This is a genomic window from Embleya sp. NPDC001921 (genome assembly GCF_053594475.1).
In genome coordinates this window covers 1-1,076 of the sequence record NZ_JBSFEO010000171.1, presented here as the reverse complement: position 1 = coordinate 1,076, position 1,076 = coordinate 1, and the positions used below count along the sequence as shown (strand labels likewise).

At 65.3% G+C, this 1,076-nt stretch carries 1 protein-coding gene; it reads left to right on the top strand.

Going from position 1 to position 1,076, the window contains the following annotated elements:
• Positions 1-158: 158 nt before the first annotated feature.
• A protein-coding gene (locus ACWCPW_RS52075) for an IS5 family transposase (protein ID WP_449768703.1) occupies positions 159-976 on the top strand; the annotation gives its coding sequence in 2 pieces (ribosomal slippage) (positions 159-488 and positions 491-976; 816 coding nt in all).
• Positions 977-1,076: the final 100 nt, after the last annotated feature.

Genomic DNA, 1,076 nt, shown 5'->3' with positions numbered 1-1,076 from the left:
TCACGGCCGCGGAGAGGCACGTAAGGCGCAAATCCCATCGAAGGCCACTGACGGCAAAGCGACTTACTACCGCGCTCCATACCTAAATCCCCACTGAGAGGTCCTAACAAATAATGAGTTTGGTGTGACTATCGGCTTGTTCGGTCGTTGGGCCTGGTGTGCGCAGAGGTGAGTCGCGTCCGTGGGTCGTTTCGGACGAACTGTGGTCCCTGATCGAGCCGTTGCTGCCCGAGCCGGCGCCGAAGGCGGTGCCGGGTCGACCTCGTGTGCCGGATCGGCAGGCTTTGTGCGGGATCCTGTTCGTCCTGCACACCGGGATCCAGTGGGAGTTCCTGCCGCAGGAGCCGGGTTTCGGGTCGGGGATGACGTGTTGGCGTCGTCTCGCGGCCTGGAACGAGGCCGGGATGTGGGACCGCCTGCACGCGATCCTGCTCGCGAGACTGCACGCGGCCAAACAGCTCGACTGGTCGCGGGCGGTGATCGACTCCAGCCATGTCCGGGCCGCCCGAAGGGGCCCAAAAGTGGACCGAGCCCGGTCGATCGCGCGCGACCGGGCAGCAAGCACCACGTCCTGGTCGAGGGGCGCGGAATCCCACTCGCGGTGTCCCTGACCGGCGGAAACCGCAACGACGTCACGCAGGTTCTGCCCCTGCTCGCCAAGGTGCCCCACGTTCGAGGGCGTGTCGGTCGGCCTCGCCATCGGCCCGATTCCCTCTACGGTGACCGGGGTTACGACCACGACAAATACCGCCGCCTTGTGTGGGCTCGGGGTACCAGACCCGTGATCGCCCGGCGGGGGCAACCCCACGGATCAGGGCTCGGACGGGTGCGTTGGGTCGTGGAGCGCACGATTTCGTGGCTGCACGGCTTCCGTCGACTCCGCATCCGCTGGGAACGACGCGACGACATCCACGAAGCCCTCCTCGGCATCGCCGTCTGCCTCATCACCTACCGCCACGTGAAACGCCTTTGTTAGGACCTCTTAGTACTGCAACGACACTTCGGGATGTCCTCGGCGTCTGTAATGGCTGATGCGGGCTCGAGCTTGGCTTCTTCTTCGCCATGTGGACCAGGCG